Consider the following 25,129-nt stretch of genomic DNA (forward strand, 5'->3'; position numbering starts at 1 on the left):
TTAAACTATATTTGAGAATAAAATAAGCAGATGGACTTTATAATTAGAGAGGCAACTATAAAAGATGCAAAACAAATCTTAGGTTTAATTGTAGAATTGGCAGTTTTTGAAAAGGAACCGAATGCCGTAGAGGTAACGGTACAGGATTTAGAAAAAGACGGATTTGGAACGAGTCCTGTTTTTAAATGTTTTGTTGCGGAATACCAGAATGAAATTGCAGGTATCGCTGTGGTTTATGACAGATATTCTACTTGGAAAGGAAAAATAATACACCTTGAAGATCTTATTGTAAGTCAAAAATATAGAGGCAAAGGACTTGGTACTTTACTTTTGAATCAAGTGGTTATCTATGGGAATAAACTTGGTGTAAAAAGAATCAACTGGGAAGTTATTGATTGGAATGAGCCTGCAATTAGTTTCTATGAACAAAAAGGGGCAAATGTACTTCGTAATTGGGATGTGGTGCAATTGGATGAAATGGGAATTAAAAATTATTTATTAAATATATGATAGTTTTTAAATTTGGAGGCGCATCTATTAAAGATGCGGAAGGTGTAAAAAACTTAGTGAAAACCTTACAAACTGTTGGTTTTGAAAATACCTTAATTGTGGTTTCGGCAATGGGTAAAATCACCAATGCTTTAGAGCTAGTTATAGATAAATATTATAAAGATAAAGCCGCATTACAAAGTGCTATTCAAGAAGTGAAAAAGTTTCACAATGAAATTTTATTAGATTTATTTACGAATGAGAATCATGTGGTGTTTGCTAGAATAAGTGCTTTATTAGACGAATTAGATTCCTTTTTTAAAACTAATAAATCGCCAGATTATAATTATGTTTATGATCAAACGATATGTTATGGTGAGTTAGCATCTACAATAATTATTAGTGCCTATTTTAATGAAGTAGGTTTAATAAATAGTTGGTTAGATGTAAGAGAATACATTAAAACAGATAATTACTATCGAAGAGCAAATGTAAATTGGGAAATAACGCAAGCCCAAATTAGTACTAAATTTAATACCAATACGTTAAACATTACGCAAGGTTTTATTGGTAGCGATGCTAATAATTTCACAACTACTTTAGGAAGAGAAGGAAGTGATTATACCGCAGCCATTTTTGCCTATTGTTTAAATGCGGAAAGCGTAACGATTTGGAAAGATGTACCAGGTGTTTTAAATGCAGACCCGCGTTATTTTGAAAATGCACAATTGCTAAACAAAATATCCTATAGAGAAGCGATTGAGTTGGCTTTTTATGGTGCTTCTGTAATTCACCCTAAAACCTTGCAGCCTTTACAGCAAAAGGAAATCCCTTTGTATGTAAAGTCTTTTTTAAATCCGGAAGCCGCAGGAACTAAGGTGAGTAAAGGTGTAGATTTAGATCCCAAAATACCTTGTTTTATAGTTAAGAAAAATCAGGTGTTAATTTCGCTTTCGTCTTTAGATTTCTCGTATATCGTAGAAGAAAATATTAGCGAAATATTTAGTTTGCTTCATTTATATAAAATGAAAGTAGATGTCATACAAAACTCGGCAATTAGTTTTTCAGTGTGTATAGAAAACAATTATAATAATTTAGGTAAATTGATCCAACATTTAAAAGCGAAATTTAGAGTGGTTTATAACGAAGATGTTTCGTTATATACTATTAGACATAGTAATGATCAGGTGGTTAAGCAATTGGAGAAAGATAAGGTGGTGCTTTTAAAACAATTAACGCAATCCACTACGCAGATCGTTACTAAGTAAACATTTATTACATTTGCGCTTGCGTATATATTTTTCCGTACGTAAGAAAGTGTAAAAATATTAGCATAAAAAAACAAATATGAGTCTAGTAACAGCAAAAGAAGTAGCAAAAGCCATACACGTAGATAAGTATGGTTTTCTTGGTACATTCTTTGGTTGGCTTTTAATGAAGGTTTTAAAAATATCGACCTTAAATAGAGTGTACAATAGAAATAAGCATTTAGAAGGTTTGCCTTTTTTAGAAGCTATTTTAGATGAATTCCAGATAAAATTCGAAATTCCTGAAGAAGATTTAAAACGTTTGCCAAAAGATGGCGCATATATAACGGTCTCTAACCATCCGCTTGGTGGAATAGATGGTGTTTTGCTTTTAAAGTTGATGTTAGAGCAAAGAAAAGACTTTAAAATAATTGCAAACTTCTTGCTTCATCGCATTGCGCCAATGAAACCTTATATTATGCCTGTAAATCCTTTTGAAGACAGGAAAGATGTGAAGTCTAGTGTTGCTGGTTTTAAAAATTCTATTTTGCATTTACGTGATGGGCACCCACTTGGTTTGTTCCCCGCGGGAGAAGTTTCTACCTATAGAGATGGTAAGTTGGTAGTCGATAAACCTTGGGAAGAAACAGCAATCAAGCTTATTAAAAAAGCAGAAGTTCCTGTAGTACCCATTTATTTTCATGCCAAAAATTCGAAATTGTTTTATAAGCTATCCAAAATTAGCGATACGTTTAGAACTGCAAAATTACCATCCGAAGTTTTAACACAAAAACGTAGAACTATTAAAGTACGAATAGGAAAACCAATTAGTGTAAAAGACCAAGAGGAGCACGAAACTATTGAAAGTCTTTCGGAGTTTTTAAGGAAGAAAACCTACATGTTATCGCATGCTTTTGAAGATGAACCTAAAATTTTAGAGAATCTTTCTAATACATTAAAAACGCCAGCAAAACCGCCAAAGCGTATTGTGACTCCGGTAAGTAAGGAATCTATGATAGAAGAAGTGGAAGCCTTAAGACAAGATGATTTAAGGTTGTTGCAAAGTAAAAACTATGAAGTCTTTTTAACGCCAGCAAGCAAAATTCCTAATGTACTTCATGAAATTGGTCGTCTACGAGAAATTACATTTAGAGAAGTCGGTGAAGGTACTAATGAAGCTATCGATTTAGATGATTTTGACAACTATTACCACCACATGTTTCTTTGGGATAACGTCACCAATACCTTAGCCGGAGCATATAGAATGGGACTTGGTTCTCAAATATTTGCTAAATATGGTATTGATGGATTTTACCTTCAAGATTTGTTTCGATTTGAGCCAGAATTATATAAAATGATGAGCCAATCTATAGAAATGGGTAGGGCTTTCATTATTAAAAGTTACCAACAAAAACCAATGCCTTTATTTTTGCTTTGGAAAGGAATTGTACATACTACATTGCGTTATCCGGAACATAAATTTTTAATTGGTGGTGTAAGTATTAGTAATCAGTTTTCAAATTTCTCAAAATCTTTAATGATCGAGTTTATGAAATCCAATTACTACGATCCTTACGTTGCGCAATATGTGCATCCTAAAAAAGAATTTAAAGTCGTTTTAAAAGATGCAGATAAAGACTTTGTTTTTGATGCCGCGGAAGCAGATTTAAACAAGTTTGATAAAATTATAGACGAAGTAGAACCAGGTGCATTACGACTTCCTGTGTTGCTTAAAAAATACATTAAACAGAATGCTAGGTTGGTCGCTTTTAACGTAGATCCTTTATTTAATAATGCGGTAGATGGTTTAATGTATATTAAAATTGCTGACTTACCAGAAAGTACTGTTCGTCCAGTTATGGAAGAATTTCAAGCCGAATTAGAACGCAAGTTTACTAGTGAGAACTCTGAAGAAGAATAAGTTTAAAATGAAAAGTATCCTTGGGATTTTACTAATGTTTTCTTGTTTTTCGTATTCCCAGGAAATTAAAAATATGGTTTTAGATGCGAATACAAAAGAACCATTAGAAGCGGTATCTGTGTATTTTAATGAAACGACTATAGGTACAACTACAAATACAAAAGGCTATTTCACAATAACAGACAAAGTCTCTCCAAATGCTACTTTAGTAATTAGTTTTGTTGGTTATGAAACCAGGTTATTTTCTTTAGACGAAATAAGAGGATTAGATGTGGTTTATTTAAAAGAAAAAGCAACCAGTTTAAATGAAGTTGTATTAGAAAGAGATTATTGGAGTAGAGAAAAAAAACTAAAAATATTTAGAAGAGAATTTCTGGGTAATGATATGTCGTCTTCCTCTTGTAAGATTAGTAATGAAGATGCCATTCGGTTAATTTATATAGCATCTGAAGATATATTGTACGCATACTGTGAAGTCCCAATTCTTATTAAGAATAAGCATTTAGGGTATGATGTAAAATATAATTTAGTAGATTTTGAAATTAAATTTAAACAAAGTTTAAGTGGGTTAAAATTGGTTGAAAGTGTGGTCTACAGTGGAACAAGTTTATTTGCGGAGCAGAATAAAAGAACCAAGAAGAAACATAATGTACAACGAGAAAAGGAATATTTAGGCTCTGCGCTTCACTTTATGAGGTCTTTGGCAAAAAAGAAACTCTTAGAGAATAATTTTGAGATTTTTATAAAAGACCCTTCCGGAACTTCTAATCTGTTTTTCCCAGTAAATGCCTATACCTATTTAATTGTTGAAGATCAAGAAGATCAAAACGTAAAACTTACCGTAGAGAATAGAGAAATTGTTATTTCCTATGATAAAAATGTACAATCTACGCTTGTTACTAAAGCAGATTCTAATGTGTTTTTGATAGACAGTTATGGAATACACGCACCTGTAGATAAAATGTTTTTTAGTGGCTACTTTGGTAATAAAAGAATAGCGACTATGTTACCCGCAGATTATCAATTTTAGTGTTATATTGTACTTCATTTCTATGGTAATTGTTTCTTTTAAGAATGAAATTTATGATATAAATAGTTCTAATTCTAACCTGAAATCATGATCAAAAAATACGTTTTATTGCTGCTTACTATATTTTTGTGTGTTGCTTCTTTTGCGCAAACCATTCAAGGTCATGTTTATGATAAGAATACAAAACAGCCTTTAGAAAGCGTTTCTATTTACTTTGATAATACTACAATTGGCGCCGTTACTAATAATAAAGGATATTTTAAGATTGATTATTCTAGTAATACGACTTCTCCTTTAGTAATATCCTATTTGGGGTATAAAAAAATAATTAATCAAGAGTATAAGCCAAAGGAAGACTATGTTTTTTATTTAGAAGAAGATTTAAATTCTTTAGATGAAGTTGTTTTAGAAGTTAAAGACGAATGGAGCAGAACGAAAAAAATGAAGGAATTTAAAGAGCAATTTTTGGGTAGCACTAAAAATGCTAAATCTTGTAAAATTTTAAACGAAGCAGATATAACGTTGTATTATAATAGTCCTAAAAAGCAATTAGTAGCCTATGCAAGTAAGCCTATAATAGTCCTAAACAAGAGTTTGAATTATAAGATTAAATATGATTTACAAGAATTTTCAATAGATTACACGCTTCGGGAAGTACTTGTAGGCAATAATCTTAAAACCAAAAAAAAAGTGTACCAAGTGGAGACCGTTTTTTATGCCGGAACGACCCTGTTTAGTGATATAGAAGAAGAAACGAATCCGAAGATTTTAGAAAAAAGAAACAAAGCATTTGATGGCTCTATATTACATTTTATGAGAGCATTGGTAAATGATCAATTAGAGGAAGAGGAATTTGTTATTTTACAGGAAGGAAGTAAAGTAGCACCAGAACATTATATCTCTATTCGCAAGACGGAAAGAGAAGGTTTGGTTAAAGTGCGAATTTCAAAAGAAATGGAAGTGGTTTATAAAAATAGAAGGCGTTCTTCTATTCTTCCTATTGCTGAAGAATTTACGGTAGATGCATTAGGTGTTTATAGTCCAATAAAAAGCCTAAATTTTAGTGGAGATATGTCTGTAAATAGAATGTCAGATGCATTACCATTAGATTTTCGTTTAGAAACTAACCTATTTTAATTGAAATTCTGGGTAAGACTATTTTATAGTTTACCTTTATTTATAGGGGAAATAGAACCGCTTCTTAAGCACTTGCGTGTACTTGAATTTTCACAAAAAAGTCATTCATAAGTCTTCTACAAGCATTTAGCTTTTCGGTATTAATCGAATAACTTAAACTTTTACCACTAGCAGATTGGTCTAATAAGCCAATTTTTTTTATTTCACTTAAGTGCTGTGAAATAGTAGGTTGCGCTAAACCAATTTCTTTAACAATATCATTACAAATACAGCCAGACTCGCAACAGCTAATGTATTTAATAATAGCAACTCTTGCGGGATGGCTAAACACTTTAGCGACTTTAGCTAAGTAATTATTTTCTGCTTCATGAATGTTTAATTTGGTAGATCCCATAATTCTAGTTTTAAAATAAAGTATAAATATAATAGTAATATTGCAATATTACGATAAGAACTTTATTAAAATAGCCAAAACACATGTTTTGGCTATTTTAATTTTATAATTATTTTTAAAGAGATTTAAACCAATCTTGAAACATTGGTCCAACAACAGGAGTAAGTTTCTTTTCGCCACTTAAAGCGCCTATTAAACTCATAATCCATAATACTAACATTGCCAAACCGAAAATCCCAGAAAGTAAACCTGAAATAAAACTTAAAACATAGCTAGCAAGAGATAATATCAATAAGCCTAGCATTTGTCTAATATAAAAAGAACCATATTCCGATTTCTTTTCCCCATTATTCATTACTAAAGCTATAATCCAGCCAATCCACCAAATATGTGCAATAATCGCCACGTTTTTACCATCGCTTAATACTTCTTTTGCGTCATTTGCAAAGTCGCTAGCGGCTTCTTTGGCTTCATGCGCATATTCTTCTGCTTTACCTGCTGCTTTTTTTGCTCCTTCCTTTACGTCACCTATCATGTCGTCTAGATCGTCATTTAAATTTTTATCGTCTGCCATAAGTTTTAATATTTAATTAATTTACTTCTAAAATAATAAAAAAAACTAGATTTTGATCTAGCTTATATTTAATTGTTTGGATCTTATTTATTTAGAGCCAAAAAGTTTTTGAAAAAAGTTTTTTGTTTTCACTTTTGTTTCTTCCAATGCTTCTTTGGCGTCTTCAGCTAGGTCTTCTAGTTTTTCGCTAGCTTCACTTGCAAATTCTGTTGTTTTCCCTGCTGCGTTGTCAAAAGCTTCCTTTGCATCTTCTGCAAATTCACTAGCTTTTTCTTTAGCTGTATCTATGGCTTCTTTGGCGTCTTCTGCAAATTCACCAGCTTTTACTTTGGCAGCATCTATAGCTTCCTTAGCATCACCTTCTATAAAAGCATTCGCTTTGTCTTTGGCATTTGTAAAAGCCTCTTTAGCATCTTCGGCAAAGTCCCCTAATTTTTCGCCAGCTTCATCTGCTAATGCGCTTGCTTTATTTTTTGCATTTTCTAAAGTTTCATTAGCATTTCCTTTTAAATTTTCCGATTTATCTGCAATAGCATCTGCAGCATTATCTATTGAGTTTGCAATATTATCTATTGGATCGTTTATTTTATCTTCTATGTTTTTATTTTCTGTAGCCATGGTATTGTCTTTTAAAAAATTATTTCTAATCAAGAATGTAAAAGTTGTTGCTTACAAAAAGGCTTTGTCTATTGGTTCCCAAAGTTCAATTTTGTTGCCATCGTTGTCTAAAATCCATCCAAATTTCCCATATTCATATTCTTCCATTTCACCAACAATAGTAACGCCTTCTTCTTTTAAAGTTGCTAGTAATTCTTTTAAGTTTTCTACTCGATAGTTAAACATAAAGTCTTTTTTGGAAGGCTCAAAATGTTTAGAGTCTGCTGGAAAAGGACTCCATTGTGTAGAACAGTCTTTTCCTTCTTTGTCTTTCCACCAAAAAGTAGATCCGTAATCGTCTGTATTAAAACCAAGATGTGTTTTATACCAATCTTTTGCTGCTTTAGGATCTTTCGTTTTAAAGAATAAACCGCCAATTCCTGTAACTCGTTTTTTCATTGAAAATGTTTTTTCATTCCCTTGAAAAAGGGAATCTTATTAATGAATCCTTTATTTCTTTTTAATATTTTTTTCATAAATACCAACCCAATCTTTTACCGTTAATTTGGTGCATAGTTCTCCAATGAGATCGAACGGGATTTCTTCTATTTTTTTAAATCGGATACAGCTTTTTCCCATATCTAATTTGCGTTTGCAGTGTTTTGGATATTCGGAAACAAACCAATCGTGTATTTCTGGTTTTGCATAAACACCCATATGATATAAGTTTATAGAGTTTTTTTGTGAAGCAAAACTCATAAAAGGTAATGGTGTTTTAGGGTCACAATGATAACCGTCGGGATATAAAGCATGCGGCACCACATAACCAATCATGCCATAAGAAATTACTTCTTGAAAACCTTCCGGTAAATGGTCTGTAATAGTTTTACGTAGTTTTTTTAGAACTGCTTGTCTTTCTTCTGGTGCTTGATTAATATAATCTTCTGGTGAATTTGCTTTGTATTGCATATTATATTAACTCGTTTTATTGGATTTTCTAGTTGCTATTTTTCCACCAAGCCAAGCCATTGGAATATAGGCTATAACAATATCTGCAACGGCAAACCATGTTGGTCCTGGTAACATATAATTTACAGCAATTCCGCCTAATAAAAAGAGTACTCCGATAGCTAGCGCAAATTTCATTTTATGATTAAATGCTATAAGACCAGCAATTAGTGCTCCAATAAGCGTACCTAAAGCATGCCCTAAAAATGGGAAAATAAAGTGATGGGCTTCTAGCGTTGGCATTATTTCTGCCAAAGCATTCATGTCATTAGGATCGATACCTTCTATTGGGAATAGTTTGTTTCCTAATTGAATAATGGACATGTTTATAAGACTACCACCGAACCAGCCGAAGATTACTGCTAAAATATTTCTAAGGATAGGATGCATCGTTGATGGTTTTTAGTGATTTAAATTTAGTGAATTTATTTTTATGAAAAAAGAACCTTGCTAAAGCTTAAAAAAAAGTTGTATTTTATCTACTATAGTTTGTGCTAGTTTTTCTTTACTTTCTATAGTCCAACCTGCAACATGCGGAGAAAGTAAAACGTTTTCTGCTTGTATTAAATACTGAAATGCTTCTGGCATCTCAATTGCGCTCGATGTGACACTTTTTTTAAATAAATTTTCGAACGAAGCTTTTTCGTATTCTAAAACATCGAGTCCTGCTCCTAAAATTTTACCGGATTGCAAAGCGGAAACTACATCTTTAGTAACGACGCTTTTTCCTCTTGCGGTATTGATAAACCAGAATGGTTTGGCGAATTTGTTAATAAAATCTGCGTCCACCATATTCGTGGTTAAAGGAGTTTCTGGGGTATGTAGGCTAATTACATCTGCCTCATTAAAAAGCACTTCTAAAGGGACTTGTTCTGCATTAGCATCTCCAACGTTATCTTTTAAATCATAGCATAAAACATCTATTTCAAAACCACGAAGCTTTTTTGCAAATGCTTTTCCCATGTTACCATAACCAATAAGACCAACGGTTTTTCCGTCTAGTTCGATTCCTCTGTTTTCTTCGCGTAACCATTTACCAGCCCGTACTTCTTGATCTGCTTTATTGAGTTTGTTAAATAAACTAAGTAACATGGCTAAACTATGCTCACCAACTGCGTTTCTGTTTCCTTCTGGAGCCGAAATTAAATGGATGCCTTTGCTTTTGGCATAATCACAATCTATGTTTTCTAATCCTGCACCAACACGGCCTATAAATTTTAGGTTGGTTGCGGCATCTAGAAAGGTTTTATCTATGCTAAAACGACTTCGTATTATAAAGCCATCATACTCGTGTATTTTATTAAGAATGTCTTGTTTTGAAGATGTGTAATCTTCGTGATTGGTAAAGCCTAAATCGTTTAATTGATTTATTAAAAGTGGGTGGTTGGAATCTAAGTGAAGGATTTTCATGGTTTTTTTGTGCGAAAGTGTAATCGAATTGCTTTTCTATAAAGTAAAAGTACAATATTTTACGCTTTCGTATTCTGTTTTTTTAACAGGAAAGATGCTCTTTGTTGTTTTGTATTTGCGTTAGGGATTGAACGGCATGTTTGAGCTCTTTTTATTTTTCATAAAAAAGCGAGTAGTGAAAGCGCGACCCTTGTGGTAACGCCATAATTATTAAAAACCTAAAATAAGTTTTGCGATGGAAAAGTATAATAGTATACCAAATACGTCATTACTGGTGGTGATAAAAGGTCCGGTTGCTACGGCAGGATCAATACCTCTTTTGTCTAAAAAAATCGGGATAAATGTGCCAATAAGTGCTGCCATTACTATCACTGCAACGAGTGCTATTGCTATGGTTATAGAGACTACATATGGTGTACCAAATACAAAATGTGTGATGAGTAAACCTATAACTGCGATGGCGAAACCGTTTACTAAACCTAAAAGAAATTCTTTAAAAAGGCGTTTTAAAATATTACCATCTATGCTGTCATTTGCTAAACCTTGCACAACAATTGCAGAGGATTGTACACCAACATTTCCGGCAGTTGCCTGTATTAAAGGCACAAAACTTAAGAGCACAATAAAACTGCCCATGTCTTGGTTAAAATGCTCAATAATACTTGCAGCACCTAAACCACCAAACATACCAATTAATAGCCAAGGTAGGCGTGCTTTTGTTAGTTTCCAGATACTATCATCTGCTTCTACATCGCGGGAAATACCTGCTGCTAGTTGGTAATCTTTTTCGGCTTCTTCTCGAATAACATCTACAATATCATCAATGGTAATTCGACCAACTAATGTTTTATTTACATCGACTACAGGAATTGCTTCTAAATCATATTTTTGCATGATTTTGGCAACTTCTTCTACATCTTCGTGCACATCTACATAATCTACTTTTGGGATGTAAACGTCAGAAATATGTGCTTTTGTAGAAGCCATTAACAGGTCTTTTAGCGATAAGCGACCAATTAGTTTTCCGGCATTATCTACAACATATATGGAGTGTACGCGTGTTACATCTTCTGCTTGCGCACGCATTTCTTTTACGCATCTATTAATAGTCCAGTTTTCGTTTACTTTTACCAATTCTTTTGCCATGAGTCCTCCGGCAACATCTTCATCATAGGTTAAAAGCTCTTGAATATCTGCTGCGTGTTCGGCATCTTCAATTTGGGCAATTACGTGTTCTTGACGTGCTTCTGGAAGTTCGGAAATAATATCGGCAGCATCATCGGTATCTAGTTCTTCTAGTTCTTCGGCAATTTCTTTTACGGAAAGATTAGCTAGTATTTTTTCACGATTGTCATCATCTAGTTCTAAAAGAATTTCGGATGTTTTTTCGCTATCTAAAAGTTTGAAAATATAAGTAGCTTGTTCTAGATTAATTTCATCTAGAATTTCTGCAATATCGGCATGATGAAAATCATTTAATAGATTAGAAAGTGCGTCGTCATTTCTAGCATCTACCAATTGTGCTACTTGCTCAATAAGCTCTTCACTTATTTGAAACTTAATATTTTCGTTATTTTCTTCCACTAAATCCTAATCTTTTACATCATTTTCAATTAAAGTAGTGAGCGCAATAAACTGTGCGACACTTAATTGTTCTGGGCGTTTGCCAAAGATAGCATCTTCTCTTAAACTATCAGATAAATTGAGTGTTTTTAAACTGTTACGAAGTGTTTTTCTTCGTTGCTGAAAAGCAGTTTTTACTACTTTAAAAAGCATCTTTTCATCACAAGCTAAACTGTAATCCTTTTTTCTTGTAAGACGAAGTACTCCAGATTCTACTCTTGGAGGCGGATTAAAAACTGCTGGTGGCACGGTGAATAAATATTCGGCATCATAGAAAGCTTGCGTTAAAACGGAAAGAATCCCGTAGACTTTAGATCCTTCTTTAGAGCAAATACGTTGTGCTACTTCTTTTTGAAACATACCAGAAAACTCTGGAATTTGATCGCGCATTTCTAATGTTTTAAAAACGATTTGCGTAGAAATATTATACGGGAAGTTACCAATTATAGCAAAAGGTTCTCCTTTAAAAACCTCGTTTAAATCGTACTTTAAAAAATCTTTTTCTATAATTCTAGATGCTAGAGTTAAGTAGTTGTTTTTTAGGTATTCTACAGATTCGGTATCTATTTCTATGACGTGTGTGGTAACCTCTTTTTTAAGTAAATACTTTGTTAAAACACCCATTCCCGGACCAATCTCTAAAACGGTTTTGTAGTTTTTTAGCGTTAGGGAATCTGCAATTTTTTGCGCAATGTCTTCGTCTTTTAAAAAGTGCTGCCCTAATTTTTTTTTTGCTTTTACTTGATGGTTATGTGCCACGTAATTATTGTTTAATCTGTTAATGCTAACTCCAATGAAGAGCAGGCTTTTGCTTTTTGTACCGCTAAATAGGTTCGTGTTATTTAGAACGACAAAATTAGGCTATTTAAAAGTAACATGGTATTCATCTACAATTTGAAGTTCTGTTCTAAAAGCTAGCATTTTATCTGCAAACTTTTTTTGTCCTTCTGTTCTTAGGCGTTCTGCATCTTCTTTATAATACGCATCTAAAGCTTCTCTGGAATAACTGGTGTACTGAATAGAGTAGGTGTGGCCTTCTATTTTGTCTTCTACTAATACTTTGGTTAACGTTGCTTTTTCAAATTTCCCTGTTCCAAGTACTTGTGGAATGTGTTCTTTTATCCAAATTAACCATTCGTCATGAATATCTTCTTCAAAATTTAGAGTAACGTTATAGATATATTTTGTTTGTTTCATAGTTTCTTATTTCTTTTTTGTCACCTGTAGCTTCTAGATCGGTATTCCCGTGGATATCGACTTCTAGTTCTGGAAGTTTTAGTGTTCGTTTAAAGTTTTTGCAAATAACAGAAGTTCTTCTTCAGTATCAAAAGGTTTCACTCGTTTTTGATAGGTTAATCCTAATTTTTCTATTAATTTAATAGAAGGTGCGTTTGTAGGTAATGTGATGGCTAGAATAGTTTGAAGTTTAAAAACTTCTTTTGCTAGCTTTAAAACTGCTATAGAAGCTTCATAACCATAGCCTTTTCCTTCATTTTCTGGAAGCATTGCAAAGCCAATATCTACATGTTCTAGTGTATCGCGTTTTAGGAGTCCGCAAGTACCAATAGGTTGGTTGTCTCCTTCTTTTAATCGGAGTACATAAAAACCAAATCCGTTGGTATTATAGCTTTTTATGTGACTTTCGGTAATACGTTGTTCTGCCTCTTCTATAGATTTTACATTTCGGTCACCAATATATTTAAGCCAATGTGGTGTGTTTACTAACTCTAAAAAGAAAGGAGCATCGTCTATAGAAAATTTAGATATGGTTAGTCTTTCTGTTTCGGCTACAATCATTTTTTTTTTGGGATTTCTGTATGGATTAGAAAGTTCGAAGTGACAATTTTAACTAACAACTAATTAATAGCATCACCACGAAGCATTCTGAAATTTTTTCTGGCTTCTATAAAGTAAATGCTGTCTTGATGATTAAAGATGATTTGTTCGTACAGTTCTTTTGCCTTTTCTGGTTGCGCTAAATGATCGTTGTATAATTTTGCTAGATAAAAAAGTGCATCATCTGCAAGAATTTCTTCTTTATAATCTTTTATAATTTTTGCATAATTATCGGCTGCTTTTTGGTATTGTTTTTTGCTTTCAAAAAGTTGTGCTTGTTTGTATAGTGCTTGATCTATTATAGTTTCGGTTTTATGCGCTGCTAAAATTTTGTCTAGTACGTTAATTGCTTCTTGCGTTTTATGCTGATAGGCATACAAATCTGCTTTAGCATATAGTTTTAAAGCGGTTTGTGTAGAGTCTTCGTATTTGTTATCTGAAATCAGTAATTTTAAATCCAATGCATCGTTTGCTATCAATTGGGAAGTGGAAGATTTTAGAATCTTTAATTGGGATTCTGCCCATTTAAAATCGCCTTTGTAGTAACTTGTTTTAGCAACTTTAAAACGTGCTTCTTGTGATATAGTGCTGTTTTTTAAGCTTCGCTGAATTTGTGTATAATAAATTAATGCTTCGTTAAATTTTTCTTGAAAAACTAAAATATCTGCTAATTCTAACTTTACTTCGGAAGCTTGATACGTTGTTAATCGCTGTTCTAAACTTTCTTTTAAAAATTGAATTGCTTGTGTTGTATCGTTTAAATGGAAAGCTAAAAAATGCGCATAGGCTATTTGTAATGGAATGGTACCCGCAAATTTACCATAGGTTTCTAAAAGGTTTTTGTATTTTTCATTTAGGTCGGGATAGTCTTTAGGGTCTGCGTTTTTAGTTTTTATTTTTAAAATATTATTTTCTGTTTTTAAAGTAATTTCTGGGTCTTGCGAAGTTTTTATAATGTACTCGAAAATTTCTATAGCAATTGCATCTTGGTTCTCATTAGTTGCTATTAAAGCTACATCTTCTATTCTGTATAAGCTTTCCGGATTTCTTTTAAAGATGGCTTTTTCTTGGGTAAATGCTTTGTAGTATTCTTTTTGCTGAATGAATAACCAACTTAATAAATTATTAAATAGTAAGTCTGGGGTTTCTTGAATCTTTTTTAATAGTATTTTCTTTAAGAGGATGTTATTTGGGTTGTTCTTGTCTTCGCTTATAAATTCACTAAAAGCACGTTTTATGGTGTTTACATAATTTTCATTGGTTTCAATAAAATTTATATAGCTAGAAAACATTTTTTCTACATCACCTTGCTCTCCATAAATTCTAGCCAATTGCACATTAAAATTATATTCGGGTTTAATCTGCATTGCTTTTTCATAAGTACTAATGGCTTGGTCTAAAAGCGAGTGTTCTTCAAAAGCACGAGCAATAGAGTAGGCAGTATTCACATCGAGGTCTACCGCTTCTAGGGCTTCTAGGGCTTTATTGTAATTTATGTTTGTGTTTTCTACATCCTTTTTTAGCTGGTAATTATAACCAAGTTCCACTAATAATGCTGGATATTTTATAAGAGATGTTTGTAATAATTCTTGGGCTTCCTCTAAGTGCTCCAGCTGTTGGTGTGTTTTTACTAACTGTATAAGATAAATGTAGTTGGTAGGGTTCTTGTCGTAAAGTTTTTTGTAAAGTATTTGTGCTTTTTCAAATTCTCCGTTTTTAAAATATTCTTTAGCCAAAAGGTCCTCTTGCGCGAAAGCATGAAAACTAAAAAGAAAACAAAGGATATATAAAAACTTCATAAGATTATGGCAAGTACTTTGCGTAAATATAAGAAATGTAACTAGTAGATATTGTAAATATTAGGTTAAAAAAATGCCTGAAATGTTATTTCAGGCATTAACCAATCTAAATAATTGTGCTATTAATCAATGTCAATTTAACATGATTCAAATACTTGATCGGGGCATTTTTATTTGTCTCTTATTATTACGTTATATTTTTTTGCGAAAACGTTAAACCATAAAACGAAAAGAAGTAAAATCTTTTTCTTTTTAAGAAGGTTTAATAATCTATGATATAAAACTCAGGTTTTTTTTTGAATTAACCATGCGTAATAGAATATATTCGTTAAACAACGTTATATTTTAGCGTTTCATCGGTAAAGATGAGGGAATTTACTACACTTTGTGCGTTTTTACAACCGTATTTTAGTTGATGATTTTAAAACCTGTATAAGGTACTAATGCTTCCGGAATAACAATACCATCTTCGGTTTGGTAGTTTTCAAGAATTCCCGCTAGCACTCTAGGTAAAGCTAAAGAGCTACCATTAAGTGTATGCGCAAGTTCGTTTTTACCTTCGCTATTTTTAAAACGTAATTTTAAACGGTTTGCTTGGTAGTTCTCAAAGTTAGACACACTAGAAATTTCTAACCATCGGTCTTGTGCTGTAGAGAATAATTCAAAATCATAAGTCATTGCAGAAGGAAAACCAGTATCACCACCACAAAGTCTTAATATTCTGTATGGTAAGTTAAGTTCTCTTAAAATATTTTTGACGTGCTCTATCATGCCATTAAAGGCGTTATAGGAGTTGTCTGGATGTTCTACACGAATGATTTCTACTTTATCAAATTGATGTAATCTATTTAATCCTCTTACGTGTGCACCATAACTGCCTGCTTCTCTACGAAAACAAGGTGTGTAACCTGTGATACCAATAGGTAATTCGTTTTCGTTTAAAATAACATCTCTAAAGATATTTGTTCCAGGAACTTCGGCTGTAGGAATTAAGTATAAATCGTCGCGAGAATCATGATACATTTGTCCTTCTTTATCCGGTAATTGCCCGGTACCATAACAAGATGCTTCGTTTACTAAAAGCGGTAATTGATATTCTGTATAGCCAGCTTCAATATTTTTATCTAAAAAATAAGCGATTAAAGCACGTTGTAATCTTGCCCCTTTGCCTTTGTACACAGGAAATCCAGCACCAGCAATTTTATTACCAAGCTCAAAATCTATAATGTCGTATTTTTTTGCAAGTTCCCAATGTGGCATTGCGCCATCATATAAAGTAGGGATTTCTCCTTCTTTAAAAATTTCTTCGTTGTCGTCTTCTGAGTTTCCTTTTGGAACAGATTCGTGAGGTACATTAGGAATTTTATACAACAGGTTGGTTAAAGCCTGCACTTTAGCGTTTAGTTTTTCGCTTAATTCTTTGGAAGCTTCTTTTAAATCTACAGTTTTAGCCTTTAAAATAGTTGCTTTTGCTGCTTGACCAGATTTATACAGTTCACCAATTTCTTTAGAAATAGCATTGGATTCTGCAAGAGTACCATCTAATTCTGTTTGAATCTGTTTACGTTCTTCATCAAAAGTAATTACTTCTTCAATTATTTGTGTAGCATCAAAATTTCTTTTTGCTAAACGTGTAATTACTAAATCTTTGTTTTCTCTAATAAATGGTACTTGTAACATGCTTTATTTTTTTGTTCTGAAATATATTCCAATAGGAAAGCGTAAAAATAAGAAATACTTTAGATTGCGCGTTATGTTTATTTGGTATTATCTAGTTTTGAAGGTAAAATCCATTCACTATGTTTAAAAGCACTCCAGGAAACAGATGCAAGATCCACTTCTGAATCTATATATGGACTATAAGGCCTTCTATTTACACTTACTTTACAGTTAACCAAAACGGCAATATCTTGACCTTTTTCTGCATATTCTTTTTTCAACCTTTGCGCAAACTGCCACATAACGTCTGGATGCGTACTTATTAATCGCTTTTGTTTTTTGCTTAAATATTGGTCGAGTTCAATAAATATTGTTTTGTTTGCATTTTTGTCTTTTACTTGAAAGTTAATATGAGCAGATTTAGATCTAAGCATCATACGCCATGACATTTTGTGTCCTTCTTCTGTCCAAAGTACATTGTCCTGTATAAAGTGATGTCGTAATGGTAATGCCATTTGGATGATAAAGTAAATACTGAATAAAGCTACTAATGGTTTTTTGAATTTTGGTTCTATTATTTCTGCATCGGTATAAAATTCTTTTTTCTTGAAAAAGATGTTTTTAATGGTTTGCGGATTAAAAAAGAACAGACTAAAACCTAAAGCTAAGTATGGAAAAATACCAACTTGAAATACAATAGAGTTAAACAGGTGAAAAAATATAGAGCCAAAAAAGGCATATTTTCGAGTTGGTTTGTAAAGTAAAAACGGAACGACTAAACCATCATATAAAATACCGCCATAGGCAAGAAAATAGTGTAGCCATTTTTGTTGTAAAAACTCACCTATAAGCATATAGTTCTTTTTACTAGACATAAAGATTTCCATAACCGATCCGTTTAACCAATCTGGATATATTTTTGCAATGGAACCATAGGTGTACACAATAAACATTTGTAATATAAAAACCCAACTACACCATTGTGGCATAGAGTTACTTTTTATTTTAGGGTTTAGTTTAGCATCGACAGAATGGTATTTATTCGCTGGTAGAAATGCCATAATAGCACTTAATAAAATCAATAAATAGTAGTGATTATTATAGGATGCTTTTTGCATTAAGTAGGTGGTTGTCCACATTAATGTAAACATAATAGTACTAAGTCTGTATTTGTAGCCAATCATGATTAGGAATCCAAAAATCCCCATGACTAGATAATAGATATACATGCCATTTCCTGGAAGTGGTTGCAGCCACTCAAAACCAATAAATGTAAAGGTGAATTGTGGTTCTATAAATGCTCTAGAAACCCAGCCAGTAAAAATGGCACCTACAGATTCGAGAAAGCATAGTAAACCAAAAAGGATTCTAAAAACGATTAGCGGACTGTTGTCTATATGTTTAAATAAAAATTTATTCAATATTACTTTGAGTTATATATTGCAGTGCAATTATTTTGTCTTGTTCTATTTGTTTTTTCAATGCTTCAAGCGATTCAAATTTTTGTTCGTCTCTAATTCTGGTTAAAATTTCTACGGTTATATTTTCGTCGTAAATATTTTCATTAAATTTAAAGAAGTGAACTTCTATGGTTTGTTTGGTATTATCGCTAATGGTTGGATTGGTGCCAATATTCATCATACCAAAAAGTTTTTGATTTTTGTAAGTAGAACGAACCACATAAACGCCTTGTTTTGGTATTAGTTTATAAGCTTCATCGATAGCTATATTTGCCGTTGGAAAGTTAATAGTTTTCCCTAAGCCTTTGCCTTTGGTTACTTTTCCGTTGAACATAAAATTAGTACCCAAAAACGAATTTGCGGTTTCTATATCGCCTTCCGTTAAGGCGGTTCTAATTTTTGTAGAACTTACGGAGACGTCATTTATATCTTGCGCAGAAATTTCTTCGACTTCAAAATTATATGCTTTTCCAAACCTTTTTAAATCCTCAATATTAGCAGATCTATTTCTGCCAAAGTGATGATCATATCCAATGATGATTTTTTTAATATTCAGTTGTTTTACTAGAATGTCTGCCACAAATTCTTCCGCAGATAATCTAGAAAATTCCTTAGTAAACTTTTTTATACATAAGTAGTCAATACCTAATTGGTTTAAAATTTGGGATCTTTCTTCAATGGTGTTTATCAGTTTGATATTAGCGTCTTTTTGCAATACCATTCTAGGGTGCGGAAAAAAGGTTAATACTACCGATTTTAAATGTTCCTGTTTTGCAGTATTAACTAAGCGTTCAATTATTTTTCGATGGCCAATATGCACGCCATCAAAAGTACCAATAGTAACAATGGTCTTATGAGAATTTAGGTTTTGAAAAGATTCAATTATTTTCAACTGTATTTATGTTTTGTACAAAAATAAAAAAAAGAGGATTGATATAGTATCAATCCTCTTTCTTTAATTAGAGTATTACTGTATTATTTTTTTACAAAAGGTAAAGAAACCGTGTTTCCTTCTTTAGATATTTTAATAAAGTACATACCGTTACTTAATGCTGAAGTGTTTATAGATAAATCAGCGTTGTTAGAAATCGAACGATTCATAATAACTTGACCTAGCATATTGTAAACTACATATGCGTCTGGTAAGTTCTTATCGCTTGTCTTAATGTTTAATGCATTGGTTGTAGGATTAGGGAATATAGAAACTCCTGAATCTATCATTACTGAATTAGTAGATAACGCTGTTTGAATTCCAAATACATAAGTACCTTCTAATCCTGTTGTAAAACTTGCTGTTAATTCAAGATCTGCACCAAATGCAGCAACACTAACTGGCGCTACTTCATTGGTTCCTTCTTTTTTAACAAATAGGTTGTTTCTAGAATTACCTGTTTCATTTTCCCAACCTGCTAATTCTGCTTCTGTAAAGTAAAACTTTAAGGTAGAAGAATCCGATGTGTTAGCTATAGCTGTTGTAATATCGTACGTTTTAGCACTAACAAAACTAGTAGGATCTGCATTTGTACCATACATAGTTGTAGCTGCACCAACAGTTGCCACATCTCTGGAAACAGAAACGTTTGTACATCCATAATTAAATCCACCAGTATTATCAATAGATAATATTAGGTTTTGAGAAGTAGTATCAAAAGCAAAAGCTTCACCAGAACCAGTTAGGTTTAATTGGTCTGCAGTTGCCGTGTTTATTGTTTCTTGGATGATAGTTGTAACATCTGCAGTAACAGAGATATCATCTAACATAAATGCAAAAGCATCTGCGGATTCTACATATATTGTTATGTAGATGTCTTCTCCTTGATAAGCAGATAGGTCATACGTGTACTCTGTCCAATCTATAGGAGCTTGTTCATAAGGAGATGTTGAAAGATAAGTAAAGCTAGTAGGATTTGTATCTGTTGTAGAAACACCTACTTTAAAACGTTCTAAACCGTATTGATCTGTTAACGATTTAACCCATAGTTTTAACTCTCCATTTGCTCCTAAATTTAACATTTGAGGAGTGAAAATGTAATCATCATTAAGAGCAGTACCATTAGGGGTATTAGTAGCATTAAAACAATAGTATCCTTTAGATCCAGTGTGCGGATCCCAAATAGTTCCTGCTAAAGAAGGAGTTGTTTGGCTAGGATTAAATACCATGAATGTTCCAGTGTATCCGGTGTTTGTCCAAGTGGTTGTTTCTGATCCGTAAGTTGAATTTCCATCCCCATCTAACATCGTCCAATCTCCAATTGGTGCAGTATCGAAATCTGTATACGTTTCAAAGCTATCTTCAAATAATACGACATTACCAGAAGCTGATGCAGCCATATCATCATTAATAATTGTAATAGATTTCGTTGAAGTCGTAGCTATTGCATCCCCAGTTGTAGAAAGATTTATAGAAAGTTCTAAAGTCTCATCTGTTTCTACAAAACTATCTTGATGTATTCTTAAAGTAACAGCATTACTTGCAGTAGTAGAACCTGAAGCAAAAGTTACGGAGTTGTTAAGTAATTCGAAATCTTCATTCTCTGTAGCAGTTCCAGATGCTACAACAGATACGGTTGCACTAGCAGAACCTCCGTCTGTAAGGTTAAAACCAATTACATAGTCAGTGTAACCACAATCACTTCCTTCGTCTAAATCTCCTGAAGGGGATGATTCAAAATAAATAGTTGGTGATGTAGAACATGCAGTAGATGCATTTAATTCCATTCTACGAGGAGAATTAGTCATTACCGTTTGTATTCTGTCTTTTTGATCTTGCGTGAATGTATCCATACAGTAATCAAAAGAATAGTCCATATAGTTTTGGTATTGATCGGCAGAACCACAACTAGTAATTTCGACACAGTTGTAATTTGGAGCACCTGCATTTGGTGTGTCATCACAATAATCATCAACACCACAACTATTATCAATTAGAGGGTCAGGATCACTATCCCCCCAAATATGACGTAGTCCTAACCAGTGTCCAACCTCGTGTGTCATTGTTCTTCCTAGTTCGTATTGATCGTTTAAAATAAAAGTTCCGTCGTCTAGGTCTATAGTACCCATAGCATTATATGCAGCAACAACACCATCGGTATTATCTGCACCACCAGCAGGAGCTCCAGCTAATCCTGAACTACTAGGAAATTGTGCATAACCTAAAAGACCCTCGTATCCACCTTGGTTTATTGGTAGACCTCCAGGACGAATTACCCACATGTTTAAGTATCTTGTAGGATCCCATTGGGTTGTAGTTTTCATTTGTTGTACATCTGCATTTGTTTCCCAATCTGGTCCACCAGCTCCGTCTGTTACATCATTAGAATAAGGTGTAATAACATGTCTTACAATACCAGTTGTAGCGACACCATTTTCATCTGTGAGTGCTAAACAAAAGTTAATTTCAGTATCTACTGCTGCTCCTGTAGTGTCAGCACCACCGTTAGTACCAGATAGTTTTCTGTAATCTTCATTCATTACTGTGATTTGAGAAATTGCTTGCGCATCTGTAATGTTTTCTCCAGTTCCTATTGCATCTCCATTATGAATAATATGTATAACTACAGGGATATTAAAAACAGCTCTATTAGCAGTTCCTCTGTTCGCTTTTACAGCTAAAACTTTTGGGGCTAACCATGATTCAAATTCCTCAGAAGATAAGCGTTCTGGATATTTTTGTTGTAATAATGCTTCGTTTTCTACAGTTAAACATCTTGCAAAACCTGTTTGGTTTATAGACTCTAAGGTTGCTGGAGTAGGTTCAAACACCTGTGAAGACGCATTGGATCCTATGCTTTTTGATTGTTCTTGAGCACGCACAGAAATCTGAGATGCTAGCAGAAAAATTAAAAGACTAAAAGTAATTTTTTTCATTTTTATTAGTTTAAAATAATTCGATTATAGCCATAAAAGTACGGAATATATGTTTATGTGAAGTGTTTGAAATGAATAAACAGCAAACTTTAACACTTGCTTTTGTAGGTGTTTACTCCTTATTTAAGGTTTGTAATAAAAGCTTATAATACATTATTTATTGGTAAAATAATATGTATTCTTCTATAAGAATACTGTGAAAAGGTGTGTTCTGAGATGAAGTCGTGAAAAGGCAAGTATATATTTAATAAAAAAAACAATAGCATCATTATTTTATTTGTATATTTAATAGGAATTTTAACTATTTAAAAACCAGAATTATGCAAAAAATTACGCAATATAAATTTGCTTTTTTTACATGTATAGCAATTATGTTTTCCTTAAACATATTCGCGCAAAAGCCTGTAGAAAAACGATCTTTTGAAATCCGCTTAGAAAAAGAAGAGGCTATTCAGACTGTAATTAAAAACAACCAGAGAGTTAATATAGAAACAGGATTACCTGTTGCTCTTTATGGTTTAAATTACGAAGTTCCTCAAGGTTCGCCTGAAAGTATGGCCCTGTATTATTTAGAGCATGAATCTAAAACACTAGGGTTTTCTAAAGAGGAAATTAAGAACCTACGTCATCACGCAACAAGAACTACCAATGCAGGATCTGTTGTTCGTTTTAGGCAATACTTAAATGGTTATCCCGTAAATAAAGCAGAGATAACTATTACTATTTCTCCAGAAAACAAAGTGGTTTATGTTATGAATAGTTATCAGTCGATTAAATCTTTTAATGGTACACCAAGTGTTTCTGAAACAAAAGCTTATGATTTGGCTTATGCTTATTTAAATGTGTCTAGTGCTGTTTTATATAAAGCCAATAGATGGATGGTGTATAATAATACTAAGATGACTCGTTTAGCAAATGAAGTAACCATTCTTACTAATAATCCAGCAGGAGAATGGCATGTTTTTGTAGATGCACAAACAGAAGAAATATTTAAGGTTGTTGATTTAAATCAATATTATAAAGATGAAGAACATAAACATAATGAAGATTGTTTGCATTCTTCAGCTAAAAAATCGGAAGAACGAAGAAGAGTAAGCGGAACAGGTATGGTGTTTGATCCAGATCCATTGTCTTCAAATATGGTTGCTTATGGAGGTGGTTATGTAGATAATAATGATGCGGATTCTCCAGAACTAGATGCGGCAAGAGTTAGTGTGACTTTAAATGATATTACATTAACAGGTGGTACCTATTCCCTTGTTGGGCCAAGAGCAGAAATAGTAGATTTTGATTCGCCTTTTAATGGCTTGTTTACACAAAATTCTTCCGATTTTAATTTTACAAGAGAACAAGATGGTTTTGAAGCAGTAAATGTATATTACCATATCGATTTTATGATGAATTATATAAATAATACATTAGGATGTGATGTGATGCCTTATCAATATGCGGGAGGAGTTCAGTTTGATCCTTCTGGTTGGGGAGGCCAAGATCAATCTTCATATAATGGGGTAACAGGCCAATTAAGATTTGGAGAAGGTTGTGTAGATGATGGTGAAGATTCGGATGTTATACATCATGAATTAGGTCATGGACTTCATGACTGGGTTACTTCTGGAGGAAATAGTGGAGCAGAAGGACTAGGTGAAGGTACTGGAGATTATGTTGCTCAATCGTATAATAGAAGCTTAGGTTATTGGGCTTCAACAGATCCGCAATATGACTATGTATTTAATTGGGATGGACATAATGAATGTTGGACTGGGAGAAGTACGGCGTATACTGCAATTTATCCAGGCGGATTAACGGGTTCTATTCATACAGATGGCCAAATTTGGGCTTCTTGCTTGATGGGAATCTGGGATCAAATTGGTGGTCAGCGAATGGATAAGATTTTCTGGGAAGGTTTAGGAATGACAGCAGGTACAACCGGGCAAAATGATGCAGCAGTTGCTGTTTATCAAGCGGCTATCAGTTTAGGGTATACTGAAACAGAAATTAATACTATTCATACTTCCTTATCCGATTGTGGATATACATTGCCAGCTTTACCTGGTCCGCCAGTTGCGGCTTTTAGTGCTAATAATGAAATAATTTGTTTAGATACAAATAACACAATAACCTTTATGGATGAAACGGTTCCAGGTGCAACGTCTTGGGCTTGGACTTTTGAAGGTGGTATACCAGCAACTTCAACAGATGAAAACCCAACGGTTACTTACGCTGCAAATGGTACTTATGATGTGACTTTAGTTGCAACCAATTCGTATGGTAATGATACAGCAACGATGGCAGATTATATTTCTGTAGTTTCCGGAGCTGCTTGTCCTTCGTGCTCAAGTGTTTCTAACGACATAGCGGTTGCAATTTCAGCTTCTGGAGCAGGACTTGCTTATACGTCTGTGATTACTATAGCAGGTGGTGGAATTATTTCGGATATTAATATTCCTAATATTACTGGGCTGCATACTTATGTTAGTGATTTAACGTTTACTTTAACTAGTCCCGCCGGTACATCTGTAGAATTATTTGCTGGAATTTGTGGTAGCTTAGATAATTTTAACTTTGGATTTGATGATGATGCAACTACAGCAACGATACCTTGCCCTCCAACAGATGGAATGCTATATATTCCTTCCGGAGCGCTTTCTGCTTTTAATGGAGAAGATGCTGCTGGTAATTGGACTTTGGGTTTTGTAGATGCATATAATGCGGATGGTGGTGAGTTGAGTTCTTGGACTCTAGAAATATGTCTAGACCCTACAGCATCTATTGATGAAAATGCTTTTGATGCCTTCTCTATCTTTCCGAACCCAAATAACGGAGCGTTTACATTACAATTAAACTCCGCTTCTAATAACGATATTAAGGTTCAGGTTTATGATATTAGAGGACGTTCTGTTTTTAATAAGGAATATGTGAATACTGCAGATTTTAATCAAGTGATTAATTTGAATAACGTACAATCTGGAATGTACTTAGTGAAAGTTAGTGATGGAGAGAAAGAAACTATTAAAAAGATTCTTATTGAATAATACTAAAATAGTAGGTACTAAAAAAGGAAGCCAATTGGCTTCC

The 25,129-nt window shown here is 33.2% G+C and carries 22 protein-coding genes; 6 read left to right on the top strand and 16 right to left on the bottom strand.

Annotated elements, in window-relative coordinates; translation table 11 throughout:
- Positions 1-30 precede the first annotated feature (30 nt).
- The 5 genes from ACVCXO_RS17160 (at position 31) to ACVCXO_RS17180 (ending at position 5,824) form a co-directional block, all read left to right on the top strand.
- Positions 31-510, top strand: a complete 480-nt coding sequence (locus ACVCXO_RS17160; protein WP_452230820.1) for an N-acetyltransferase family protein — start codon at positions 31-33, stop codon at positions 508-510.
- Positions 507-1,757 (top strand): aspartate kinase, encoded by a 1,251-nt coding sequence (locus tag ACVCXO_RS17165; protein ID WP_452230821.1) that lies wholly within the window; start codon positions 507-509, stop codon positions 1,755-1,757. The genes ACVCXO_RS17160 and ACVCXO_RS17165 overlap by 4 nt, the downstream gene beginning before the upstream one ends.
- A 79-nt stretch (positions 1,758-1,836) precedes the next feature.
- On the top strand, positions 1,837-3,657 hold the full coding sequence (locus ACVCXO_RS17170) for a GNAT family N-acyltransferase (RefSeq protein WP_452230822.1): 1,821 nt from the start codon (positions 1,837-1,839) through the stop codon (positions 3,655-3,657).
- A 7-nt stretch (positions 3,658-3,664) separates the two neighbouring features.
- Positions 3,665-4,687: a carboxypeptidase-like regulatory domain-containing protein gene (locus ACVCXO_RS17175; RefSeq protein WP_452230823.1), complete on the top strand. Its 1,023-nt coding sequence runs from the start codon at positions 3,665-3,667 to the stop codon at positions 4,685-4,687.
- Between the two features lie 87 nt (positions 4,688-4,774).
- Positions 4,775-5,824 carry a carboxypeptidase-like regulatory domain-containing protein gene (locus ACVCXO_RS17180; RefSeq protein WP_452230824.1) on the top strand — a complete coding sequence of 350 codons (1,050 nt, stop codon included), beginning with the start codon at positions 4,775-4,777 and terminating at the stop codon, positions 5,822-5,824.
- Positions 5,825-5,888: 64 nt separating this feature from the next.
- Here ACVCXO_RS17180 and ACVCXO_RS17185 read toward each other — a convergent pair whose 3' ends face one another.
- From ACVCXO_RS17185 to ACVCXO_RS17260, 16 genes are all read right to left on the bottom strand, one after another.
- Positions 5,889-6,218 carry an ArsR/SmtB family transcription factor gene (locus tag ACVCXO_RS17185; protein ID WP_452230825.1) on the bottom strand — a complete coding sequence of 110 codons (330 nt, stop codon included), beginning with the start codon at positions 6,216-6,218 and terminating at the stop codon, positions 5,889-5,891.
- 115 nt (positions 6,219-6,333) lie between these two features.
- Positions 6,334-6,792, bottom strand: coding sequence for a YtxH domain-containing protein (locus ACVCXO_RS17190; RefSeq protein WP_452230826.1), 459 nt, complete (start codon positions 6,790-6,792; stop codon positions 6,334-6,336).
- 87 nt (positions 6,793-6,879) lie between these two features.
- Positions 6,880-7,410: a hypothetical protein gene (locus tag ACVCXO_RS17195; RefSeq protein WP_452230827.1), complete on the bottom strand. Its 531-nt coding sequence runs from the start codon at positions 7,408-7,410 to the stop codon at positions 6,880-6,882.
- A 51-nt stretch (positions 7,411-7,461) separates the two neighbouring features.
- Positions 7,462-7,848, bottom strand: coding sequence for a VOC family protein (locus ACVCXO_RS17200; RefSeq protein WP_452230828.1), 387 nt, complete (start codon positions 7,846-7,848; stop codon positions 7,462-7,464).
- Between the two features lie 51 nt (positions 7,849-7,899).
- Positions 7,900-8,358: an iron chaperone gene (locus ACVCXO_RS17205; RefSeq protein WP_452230829.1), complete on the bottom strand. Its 459-nt coding sequence runs from the start codon at positions 8,356-8,358 to the stop codon at positions 7,900-7,902.
- A gap of 6 nt (positions 8,359-8,364) precedes the next feature.
- Positions 8,365-8,787 (bottom strand): hypothetical protein, encoded by a 423-nt coding sequence (locus ACVCXO_RS17210; protein WP_452230830.1) that lies wholly within the window; start codon positions 8,785-8,787, stop codon positions 8,365-8,367.
- A gap of 60 nt (positions 8,788-8,847) precedes the next feature.
- Positions 8,848-9,807: a 2-hydroxyacid dehydrogenase gene (locus ACVCXO_RS17215; RefSeq protein ID WP_452230831.1), complete on the bottom strand. Its 960-nt coding sequence runs from the start codon at positions 9,805-9,807 to the stop codon at positions 8,848-8,850.
- A 210-nt stretch (positions 9,808-10,017) separates the two neighbouring features.
- The gene (gene mgtE, locus ACVCXO_RS17220) at positions 10,018-11,391 is read right to left on the bottom strand and encodes a magnesium transporter (RefSeq protein WP_452230832.1); all 1,374 of its coding nucleotides are present in this window, start codon (positions 11,389-11,391) and stop codon (positions 10,018-10,020) included.
- A 6-nt stretch (positions 11,392-11,397) separates the two neighbouring features.
- Entirely contained in the window at positions 11,398-12,189 is a 792-nt protein-coding gene (rsmA, locus tag ACVCXO_RS17225; RefSeq protein WP_452230833.1) for a 16S rRNA (adenine(1518)-N(6)/adenine(1519)-N(6))-dimethyltransferase RsmA, read from the bottom strand.
- Between the two features lie 102 nt (positions 12,190-12,291).
- Positions 12,292-12,627 carry a DUF4286 family protein gene (locus ACVCXO_RS17230; RefSeq protein WP_452230834.1) on the bottom strand — a complete coding sequence of 112 codons (336 nt, stop codon included), beginning with the start codon at positions 12,625-12,627 and terminating at the stop codon, positions 12,292-12,294.
- Positions 12,628-12,705: 78 nt separating this feature from the next.
- Entirely contained in the window at positions 12,706-13,227 is a 522-nt protein-coding gene (locus ACVCXO_RS17235; protein WP_452230835.1) for a GNAT family N-acetyltransferase, read from the bottom strand.
- 59 nt (positions 13,228-13,286) lie between these two features.
- Positions 13,287-15,065, bottom strand: a complete 1,779-nt coding sequence (locus ACVCXO_RS17240; RefSeq protein WP_452230836.1) for a tetratricopeptide repeat protein — start codon at positions 15,063-15,065, stop codon at positions 13,287-13,289.
- Between the two features lie 408 nt (positions 15,066-15,473).
- Positions 15,474-16,745: a serine--tRNA ligase gene (gene serS, locus ACVCXO_RS17245; RefSeq protein WP_452230837.1), complete on the bottom strand. Its 1,272-nt coding sequence runs from the start codon at positions 16,743-16,745 to the stop codon at positions 15,474-15,476.
- 77 nt (positions 16,746-16,822) lie between these two features.
- The gene (locus ACVCXO_RS17250) at positions 16,823-18,148 is read right to left on the bottom strand and encodes an HTTM domain-containing protein (RefSeq protein WP_452231169.1); all 1,326 of its coding nucleotides are present in this window, start codon (positions 18,146-18,148) and stop codon (positions 16,823-16,825) included.
- Positions 18,138-19,076 (bottom strand): bifunctional riboflavin kinase/FAD synthetase, encoded by a 939-nt coding sequence (locus tag ACVCXO_RS17255; protein WP_452230838.1) that lies wholly within the window; start codon positions 19,074-19,076, stop codon positions 18,138-18,140. The genes ACVCXO_RS17250 and ACVCXO_RS17255 overlap by 11 nt, the downstream gene beginning before the upstream one ends.
- Positions 19,077-19,159: 83 nt before the next feature.
- Positions 19,160-22,051: a choice-of-anchor J domain-containing protein gene (locus ACVCXO_RS17260; protein WP_452230839.1), complete on the bottom strand. Its 2,892-nt coding sequence runs from the start codon at positions 22,049-22,051 to the stop codon at positions 19,160-19,162.
- 320 nt (positions 22,052-22,371) lie between these two features.
- Here ACVCXO_RS17260 and ACVCXO_RS17265 point away from each other — a divergent pair, with 320 nt between their 5' ends.
- A complete protein-coding gene (locus tag ACVCXO_RS17265; protein ID WP_452230840.1) occupies positions 22,372-25,086 on the top strand; it encodes a T9SS type A sorting domain-containing protein in 2,715 nt (904 codons plus the stop codon).
- Positions 25,087-25,129: the final 43 nt, after the last annotated feature.

The organism is Lacinutrix sp. MEBiC02404, from assembly GCF_053601575.1.

What these genes read in the sequence shown, in the direction of transcription:
- ACVCXO_RS17160 (WP_452230820.1), top strand. Translation starts at nt 31, where the DNA reads ATGGACTTTATAATTAGAGAGGCAACTATAAAAGATGCAAAACAAATC.
- ACVCXO_RS17165 (WP_452230821.1), top strand. Translation starts at nt 507, where the DNA reads ATGATAGTTTTTAAATTTGGAGGCGCATCTATTAAAGATGCGGAAGGT.
- ACVCXO_RS17170 (WP_452230822.1), top strand. Translation starts at nt 1,837, where the DNA reads ATGAGTCTAGTAACAGCAAAAGAAGTAGCAAAAGCCATACACGTAGAT.
- ACVCXO_RS17175 (WP_452230823.1), top strand. Translation starts at nt 3,665, where the DNA reads ATGAAAAGTATCCTTGGGATTTTACTAATGTTTTCTTGTTTTTCGTAT.
- ACVCXO_RS17180 (WP_452230824.1), top strand. Translation starts at nt 4,775, where the DNA reads ATGATCAAAAAATACGTTTTATTGCTGCTTACTATATTTTTGTGTGTT.
- ACVCXO_RS17185 (WP_452230825.1), bottom strand. Translation starts at nt 6,218, where the DNA reads ATGGGATCTACCAAATTAAACATTCATGAAGCAGAAAATAATTACTTA.
- ACVCXO_RS17190 (WP_452230826.1), bottom strand. Translation starts at nt 6,792, where the DNA reads ATGGCAGACGATAAAAATTTAAATGACGATCTAGACGACATGATAGGT.
- ACVCXO_RS17195 (WP_452230827.1), bottom strand. Translation starts at nt 7,410, where the DNA reads ATGGCTACAGAAAATAAAAACATAGAAGATAAAATAAACGATCCAATA.
- ACVCXO_RS17200 (WP_452230828.1), bottom strand. Translation starts at nt 7,848, where the DNA reads ATGAAAAAACGAGTTACAGGAATTGGCGGTTTATTCTTTAAAACGAAA.
- ACVCXO_RS17205 (WP_452230829.1), bottom strand. Translation starts at nt 8,358, where the DNA reads ATGCAATACAAAGCAAATTCACCAGAAGATTATATTAATCAAGCACCA.
- ACVCXO_RS17210 (WP_452230830.1), bottom strand. Translation starts at nt 8,787, where the DNA reads ATGCATCCTATCCTTAGAAATATTTTAGCAGTAATCTTCGGCTGGTTC.
- ACVCXO_RS17215 (WP_452230831.1), bottom strand. Translation starts at nt 9,807, where the DNA reads ATGAAAATCCTTCACTTAGATTCCAACCACCCACTTTTAATAAATCAA.
- ACVCXO_RS17230 (WP_452230834.1), bottom strand. Translation starts at nt 12,627, where the DNA reads ATGAAACAAACAAAATATATCTATAACGTTACTCTAAATTTTGAAGAA.
- ACVCXO_RS17235 (WP_452230835.1), bottom strand. Translation starts at nt 13,227, where the DNA reads ATGATTGTAGCCGAAACAGAAAGACTAACCATATCTAAATTTTCTATA.
- ACVCXO_RS17240 (WP_452230836.1), bottom strand. Translation starts at nt 15,065, where the DNA reads ATGAAGTTTTTATATATCCTTTGTTTTCTTTTTAGTTTTCATGCTTTC.
- serS (WP_452230837.1), bottom strand. Translation starts at nt 16,745, where the DNA reads ATGTTACAAGTACCATTTATTAGAGAAAACAAAGATTTAGTAATTACA.
- ACVCXO_RS17260 (WP_452230839.1), bottom strand. Translation starts at nt 22,051, where the DNA reads ATGAAAAAAATTACTTTTAGTCTTTTAATTTTTCTGCTAGCATCTCAG.
- ACVCXO_RS17265 (WP_452230840.1), top strand. Translation starts at nt 22,372, where the DNA reads ATGCAAAAAATTACGCAATATAAATTTGCTTTTTTTACATGTATAGCA.